This window comes from Phenylobacterium sp. (genome assembly GCF_024508875.1).
Lineage (GTDB): Bacteria > Pseudomonadota > Alphaproteobacteria > Caulobacterales > Caulobacteraceae > Phenylobacterium.
This window is the reverse complement of the sequence record NZ_JANINU010000307.1, coordinates 118,784-125,323: the sequence shown is the minus strand read 5'-3', so window position 1 is coordinate 125,323 and position 6,540 is coordinate 118,784. Positions and strand designations below refer to the sequence as shown.

Genomic DNA, 6,540 nt, shown 5'->3' with positions numbered 1-6,540 from the left:
CACACCATCGTCACCGTGCTGTGCGACCACGGCCAGCGCTATCAGTCCAAGATCTTCAACCCGCCGTTCCTGCGGGAGAAGGGCCTGCCGGTCCCCACATGGCTGGAATAGATCCTCTCGTCTCCACCGCCTGGCTCGCGGAGCGCCTGGACGATCCCCAAGTTCGTATCGTCGACGCCACCCTGCCCCTGGTGGGCCAGCCAGGCCATGGCCGGGACAGCTACGTCGCCGGCCACATCCCCGGTGCGGTGTTCTTCGACATCAACGCCATCGCAGACACGACGACCGATCTGCCCCACATGCTGCCGGGCGCCGAGGACTTCGCGCGGGAGGCCGGCGCTCTGGGCCTGGCGCGCGACGCGACGGTCGTGGTCTACGACGCACATGGCATCTACTCGGCGCCGCGCGTCTGGTGGACGCTGCGCGCGATGGGCTATCCGAACGTCTTCGTCCTCGACGGGGGCTTGAAGAAATGGCGCGCCGAGGGCCGGCCGCTGGAGGTCGCCGCAGCCACGCCGGCCAGAGCTACCGTCGAGCCGCGCTTCGAGCCTTCGTTCGTGAAAGACCTCGACCAGGTCGCCGAAATCCTGAAGTCCGGCTCCGCTCAGGTCGTCGACGCAAGGTCCGCGGGCCGTTTCCGGGGCCAGGCCCCGGAACCCCGCGCCAGCCTGCGGTCGGGTCACATGCCCGGTGCGCTCAACCTGCCCTTCGATCAGGTCGTCAACGCCGACGGCACGCTGAAATCCGCCGAGGATCTTGCGCCGGTCTTCGGCCATGTCGATCTTGGCCGCCCGATTGTCACGACCTGCGGCTCGGGCGTGACGGCGTCGGTGCTCGCCCTGGCGCTGGCGCGTCTCGGTCGCTTCGACGTGGCGGTCTACGACGGGTCGTGGACGGAATGGGGTGGCCGAGCCGACACCGCTGTCGTCGCGGGGACCTGATCCATCGAAATCCGCCGCGCCCGCGAAGCAGACCTGGCCGCGCTGCCCGCGATCGAACGCTCGGCCGCCGCCGCCTTCGAGGGACGCGATGTCCCGGCGTGGTTGCTGACCGACGCCTCGTCGCCCGATAACTGGCGCCCGCAACTGAACGCCGGAACGCTCTGGGTGGCGGAGGCCGATGGCCGGCTGGTGGGCTATCTGGCGGCCAGCGTCGTCCAGGACCGCCTCCACATCGACGAAGTGGATGTCCTGCGCGCGTGTCAGGGACGAGGCCTGGGACGGCGGTTGCTGCAAACCGCTGCTGACCATGCGCGCACAACCGGGCTCCGGCGGCTCAGCCTGACGACCTTTCGGGACGTGCCCTGGAACGCGCCGTTCTATGCGTCCTTTGGCTTTCGGGAATGGCCCCCCGAGAATGCGCCCCCCAGCGTGCGCCAGATGCTGAGCTACGAAGCGGCCAGGGGCCTGAAGAACCGCTGCGCCATGGTGATGGACCTCTGATCGTCCTCACCGCATCGGCGGAGCGTACATCAGGCCGGGCGCCGGAGCATTCCACAACGCGTTCAGGCCACGGTCCAGGCGCAGGGCGGAGTCTTGGCCCAGGTCGCGGCGGAAGATCTCGTGATAGGCCCCGACCTGCCGGAGCACCTGGAACGCCCAGTCGGGCTTCAGGCCCAGCAGCGCGCCCAGGTCGCCCTCGACGCCGAGCAGCCGCCGGGTTTCCGGGTCGGTCGCCGTCTCGCGCGCCTGTTCCACCGTCCGCGCGCTGAGGCCAAGTTCCTCGCCGAGCAGGGTGGCGTACACCGTCCAACGCACGATCTCGGTCCAGACCGGATCTTCGCGGCGCACGACCGGCCCCAAAGGCTCCTTGGAGATCACATCAGGCAGGATCACGTGGGCGTTGGGATTGGACAGGAGCGACCGCGAGGCGGCGAGCGCGGAAATATCCGCCGTGAACACGTCGCAGTTCTCGTTCTCGTAGAGCGCCCTCGCCTGCTCCTCGGAGGCCGCCATGACGGCGCGGTACTTCATCCCTCGCACCCGGAAATAGTCGGCCACGTTGCCCGCGCTGGCCGTTCCTTCCTGCACGCAGACCCGCGCGCCGCTCAGCTCCTCGGCGCTGGTCAGGTTGATCGCCCGGCGCGCCAGGAAGCCCTGGCCGTCGTAGTAGGTGGTCACGGGGAAGGCGATCCCCAGCCCCGCGTCGCGGGCAAAAGTCTGCGAGGTGTTGCGCGACAGGAGGTCGAGCTCGCCGCGCTGCAGGGCGCCGAAGCGGTCCTGCGCGCCGATGACCGTGAAACGCACCTTGCTCGCGTCGCCCAGGGTCGCGGCGGCGACCGCGCGACAGATGTCGACGTCGAAGCCTCGCCACTCGCCGCGGGCGTCTCTCAGCGCGAAGCCAGGCAGTCCGGGGTGCACGCCGCACGCCAGGTATCCGCGCTTGCGCACGGCCTCGAGCGTCGGGCTGCGCGCAGGCTTGTACTGCCCGGTTGCCGCGGGAGCCTTGGGCGCATCGGCCGCCGTGGGCTTGGCCGGCGCCTTGCCTTCCGGCGCGGGGCCGCCGCAGGCGCTGAGGAACGCCATCGTCGCCGCGATCGCCATGAGGCGCCGGATCATCGCTGCTCCCTTGAATCGCAGAGGGGCTTGGGGCTCTAAGAGCCCTGGCACTTTCGCCAGCGTCGCCTGGACCCGCAACCCCGCATGTCGGACGAAACCCGCCTGATTCACGCCGGCAAGACGTCCGCGCCCCTCGCGGAGACCGTCGGACCGCCTATCCAGAAGGGGTCCACGATCCTCCTGCCCAACGCGGAGGCCCTGTACGACGACGCCAACTACCTCACCTACGGCCGCGCAGGCCTGGCCGCACAGTCGGCGCTCCAGGCGGCGCTGTGCGAGTTGGAAGGCGCGGAAGGCGTCACCCTCTATCCGTCCGGGATCGCTGCGGTCGCGGGCGCAATGCTGGCGCTGCTCAAGGCGGGCGACGAAGTCCTTGTGGTGGACAGTGTCTACAAGCCGGTGCGCCGCTTTTGCGACAACGTCCTGAAGCGGTTCGGCGTGGCGGTCGCCTACTACGATCCGCGCACCCCGGCGGAGAAACTGGTCGCCGACGCCTCTGCGCAAGTGCGGATGATCCTGCTGGAGAGCCCGGGCTCCCTGTCGTTCGAGATGCAGGACACGCCGCGGATCGCGGCGCTGGCCCGCGAGCGCGGGATTCTCACGTGCATCGACAACACCTGGGGCGCCGGGCTGCTCTTCAAGCCGCTGGCGTATGGAGTCGACGTCTCGATCCAGGCCCTGACCAAGTACGTCGGTGGGCATTCGGACGTTTTCATGGGCTCGGCCGCCGCGCGCGAGCCGTCGCTTGTGCGCAAGCTGGCGGACGGGATCAACCACATGGGATGGGCCGTCTCCGGGGAAGACGCCTACGCCATGCTGCGCGGCCTGCGCACCCTGCCCACGCGGATGGCCCGGCATGGCGCGAGCGGGCTCGAGGTCGCCGGCTGGCTGCGCGACCGGCCGGAGGTCGCCGAGGTGCTGCATCCGGCGCTGCCGGGCGCCGCGGGGCACGACCTCTGGGCGCGGGACTATACGGGCGCCTGCGGCCTGTTCGGCGTCATTCTCACGCCCGCCCCCGCAGCGGCCACAAACGCCTTCCTGAACGCCCTGGAGCTCTTCGGTCTTGGCTTTTCCTGGGGCGGGTTCGAAAGTCTCGCGCTCGCTTGCGATCCGCAACTCGCGGTCCGAAAGCACAGGCGGGACTATGGCGGCCCGCTAATGCGGCTGCACATCGGCCTAGAGGATCCAGCGGACCTGATCGCGGACCTCCGCCGCGGCTTCGACGCCTTCAAAAGCGCCTGATCGGAACCTCCACGCTGTCCCTGCGCTTGCTGCGCATCCACGAAAGGGGACGACCGATGGCGAATACCCAGCAGGGCTTCGAGACGCGCGCCGAGCGCGTGGCCGAGGACGAGCGGCGAATCCAGGACGGCATCGAAGCGAAGGAGGCGCGGTCGTTCCAGTCCGACGGCGATCAGCCGCCGGCGCAGACGGGCGCGCGGGAATATCCCGTTCCGCCGATGCCGGGAAAGCACCTGGAGAAGCCCGGGCGCGAAGCGGACCTGACCCTCCAGCCGATGTGGGATGCGCCGTTCTACAAGGGGTCCGGCAAGCTTGAGGGCAAAGTGGCGTTGATCACCGGGGCCGACAGCGGCATCGGACGCGCCGTGGCGGTGCTGTTCGCGCGCGAAGGCTGCGATGTGGCGATCGGCTACCTTGAGGAGAGCGACGACGCCCTGACCACAAAGGCGGCGATCGAGAAGGAAGGCCGCCGCGCCATTCTGTTGCCGGGCGACGTCTCCGAGGCGAGCTACGCCGAAGCGGCCGTGAAGCGCACGGTCGACGAGCTCGGCGGCCTCGACATCCTGGTGAACAACGCCGCCTTCCAGGAGCATGCCGCGTCCATCGAGGACATCACCTACGAGCACTTCGACAGGACGTTGAAAACCAACCTCTACGGCTATTTCAACATGGCCAAGGCGGCGGCTCCGCACCTTAAACCCGGCTCCGCGATCATCAACACCGGTTCCGTCACGGGCCTGGAAGGCTCGAAGGAGTTGCTCGACTACTCCATGACCAAAGGCGGCATCCACGCCTTCACCCGATCTCTGGCCGGCTCGCTCATCAAGAAGGGCGTTCGGGTCAACGCCGTCGCCCCTGGACCGGTCTGGACGCCGCTCAACCCGGCCGACCGGCAGGGCAAGGATTTGGAGCAGTTCGGCAAGCAGACGCCGATGGGGCGTCCTGCCCAGCCCGAAGAGATCGCGCCCGCCTTTGTCTTCCTGGCTTCGCCGCAGACGTCCAGCTACATCACGGGGGAGATTCTGCCGATCATCGGGGGGTACTAGGATCGCGAACGGGAGCCACTTCGAGGCGTGGCTGGCGGGCTTCATGGCCGACGAGCGCCTGCCGGAGACCTTCCGGGAGACGTTCGACGAGATTTGTCGCCCTTTCGCGGACCGCTGCGTGGACTGGCGGGCCGATTTCGGCCGCACGGCGCTGGTCGGGCTGTGCGGGGCGCAGGGCTCCGGCAAGTCCACGGTCGCGACGGCCACCGCGGCCTATCTCCGCGCCCATGGGCTCAATGTCGTGTCCCTGTCCCTGGATGATTTCTACCTGGGGCGCGAGGCCCGCCGGTGGCTTGCCGGTCGTACGCACAGGTTGCTCTCGGTGCGCGGCCCGCCGGGCACCCACGACGTCGCCCTGGCCTGCACGGTGCTCGACCATCTGCGACGGCCGGGCGCCACGCCCCTGCCCGCCTTCGACAAGGCGACCGACGAGCGACTGCCCAAGTCGCGCTGGCGCGAGGTGGAGGGGCCGGCGGACGTCGTCATCTTCGAGGGCTGGTGTGTCGGGGCCCTCGCGGAGCCGGTCGAGCGCCTGCAGCGGCCGATCAACGCGCTTGAACGGCGCGACGATCCTACCGGAGCCTGGCGCGGCTACGTGAACCGCCAGCTCACCGAGAGCTACGACGCCCTGTTCGGCCGCCTGGACCGTCTGGTTCTTCTGCAGGCTCCGGGCTTCGAAGTGGTGCGGGGCTGGCGCACGGAGCAGGAGCAGAAGCTGCGGGCCCGCACCGGTGGCGGCATGTCCGACGCCGAGGTGGGCCAGTTCATCCAGCACTACGAGCGGCTGACCCGCTGGATCCTCGAGGAGATGCCCGCACGCGCCGACTGGGTGGTTCCGCTCAAGCCTGACCGGAGCCCGGTCCCTTCGACGACCTGATCATCGCCTCGCGCTCCGCGGCCGTCAGCAGCCGCCATTTGCCCTCGGGCAGGTCGCCGAGCTCAAGCGGTCCGATGCGGATGCGGTTCAGGTCCATGACCCGCAGGCCCACCAACTCGCACATGCGCCGGATCTGGCGGTTGCGTCCCTCGGTCAGCACGAAGCGGAGGACCTGGCCCTGGACCACGGTCACCTTGGCGGGACGGAGTTTGCGGCCGTCCAGCTCAAGGCCGTGCCGAAGCTTTGCCAGCGTGGGCTCGTCGATCCGGCCGGCGACGCGTACGACATATTCCTTGTCCAGCTCGGACTGCGGGCCGATCACCGCCTTCGCAAGCACGCCGTCATTTGAGAGGATCAGCAAGCCGTGGCTGTCCAGGTCAAGCCGACCGAGCGGCGGCAGGCTCATCCTGGCGTCGGGGATCGTGGCGCTTTCTCCCACCAGCGCATTGCGCGTCAGCAGGCGAACGGCCGGCGTGTAGCCCGGCTCCGGTTGCCCTGAGACGTAGCCAGTCGGCTTGTTGAGGACGGCCGTGAAACCTTCCAGCCGCCCTTCGGCCTTGTCCGTCAGCGTCAGCGTCTGTCCGGGCAGGATCTTGCGGCCGGCGTCCTCCACGCGCTCGCCGTCGATGTAGATCAGCCCCTCTCCGATCAGCGCTTCGGCCTCGCGCCGCGAGCAGACGCCGCTTTGGGCTAGCCACTTGTTGACGCGCTGCGGCTCGGCGTCCTCGTAGGTCTTGGTCCAGGACATGGGCGTTTCCTGCATGCCGGCGGGCCGGGCGAATATCGCCGATGCGCCGGGGGCGCGCCACCGGCGGTG

Annotated in this window: 7 protein-coding genes and 1 pseudogene; 6 read left to right on the top strand and 2 right to left on the bottom strand. The window is 69.1% G+C overall.

Annotated features, from left to right (window positions below; all coding sequences use genetic code 11):
- The 3 genes and pseudogenes from Q0L11_RS20640 to Q0L11_RS20630 form a co-directional block, all read left to right on the top strand.
- Window positions 1–111: pseudogene (locus Q0L11_RS20640) on the top strand (cysteine synthase A); the annotation flags it as partial.
- Complete coding sequence (gene sseA / locus Q0L11_RS20635; protein WP_296599763.1) at window positions 99–941, top strand: 3-mercaptopyruvate sulfurtransferase; 843 nt, start codon at window positions 99–101, stop codon at window positions 939–941. The pseudogene Q0L11_RS20640 and the gene sseA, both read left to right, overlap by 13 nt.
- 3 nt (window positions 942–944) lie before the next feature.
- On the top strand, window positions 945–1,442 hold the full coding sequence (locus tag Q0L11_RS20630) for a GNAT family N-acetyltransferase (protein WP_367183473.1): 498 nt from the start codon (window positions 945–947) through the stop codon (window positions 1,440–1,442).
- Window positions 1,443–1,448: 6 nt separating this feature from the next.
- On the opposite strand, the gene Q0L11_RS20625 is transcribed toward Q0L11_RS20630, so the two are convergent.
- Window positions 1,449–2,558 carry an amino acid ABC transporter substrate-binding protein gene (locus tag Q0L11_RS20625; protein ID WP_296599761.1) on the bottom strand — a complete coding sequence of 370 codons (1,110 nt, stop codon included), beginning with the start codon at window positions 2,556–2,558 and terminating at the stop codon, window positions 1,449–1,451.
- A gap of 84 nt (window positions 2,559–2,642) precedes the next feature.
- Here Q0L11_RS20625 and metC point away from each other — a divergent pair, with 84 nt between their 5' ends.
- From metC to Q0L11_RS20610, 3 genes are read left to right on the top strand one after another with little or no spacing between them, the layout of a single operon-like run.
- A complete protein-coding gene (metC, locus tag Q0L11_RS20620; protein WP_296599758.1) occupies window positions 2,643–3,800 on the top strand; it encodes a cystathionine beta-lyase in 1,158 nt (385 codons plus the stop codon).
- A gap of 56 nt (window positions 3,801–3,856) precedes the next feature.
- Window positions 3,857–4,846, top strand: coding sequence for an SDR family oxidoreductase (locus tag Q0L11_RS20615; RefSeq protein ID WP_296599756.1), 990 nt, complete (start codon window positions 3,857–3,859; stop codon window positions 4,844–4,846).
- A 43-nt stretch (window positions 4,847–4,889) separates the two neighbouring features.
- Window positions 4,890–5,723, top strand: coding sequence for a kinase (locus Q0L11_RS20610; protein WP_296599755.1), 834 nt, complete (start codon window positions 4,890–4,892; stop codon window positions 5,721–5,723).
- Here Q0L11_RS20610 and Q0L11_RS20605 read toward each other — a convergent pair.
- The gene (locus tag Q0L11_RS20605) at window positions 5,686–6,471 is read right to left on the bottom strand and encodes a pseudouridine synthase (protein WP_296599753.1); all 786 of its coding nucleotides are present in this window, start codon (window positions 6,469–6,471) and stop codon (window positions 5,686–5,688) included. The genes Q0L11_RS20610 and Q0L11_RS20605 overlap by 38 nt on opposite strands.
- Window positions 6,472–6,540 lie beyond the last annotated feature (69 nt).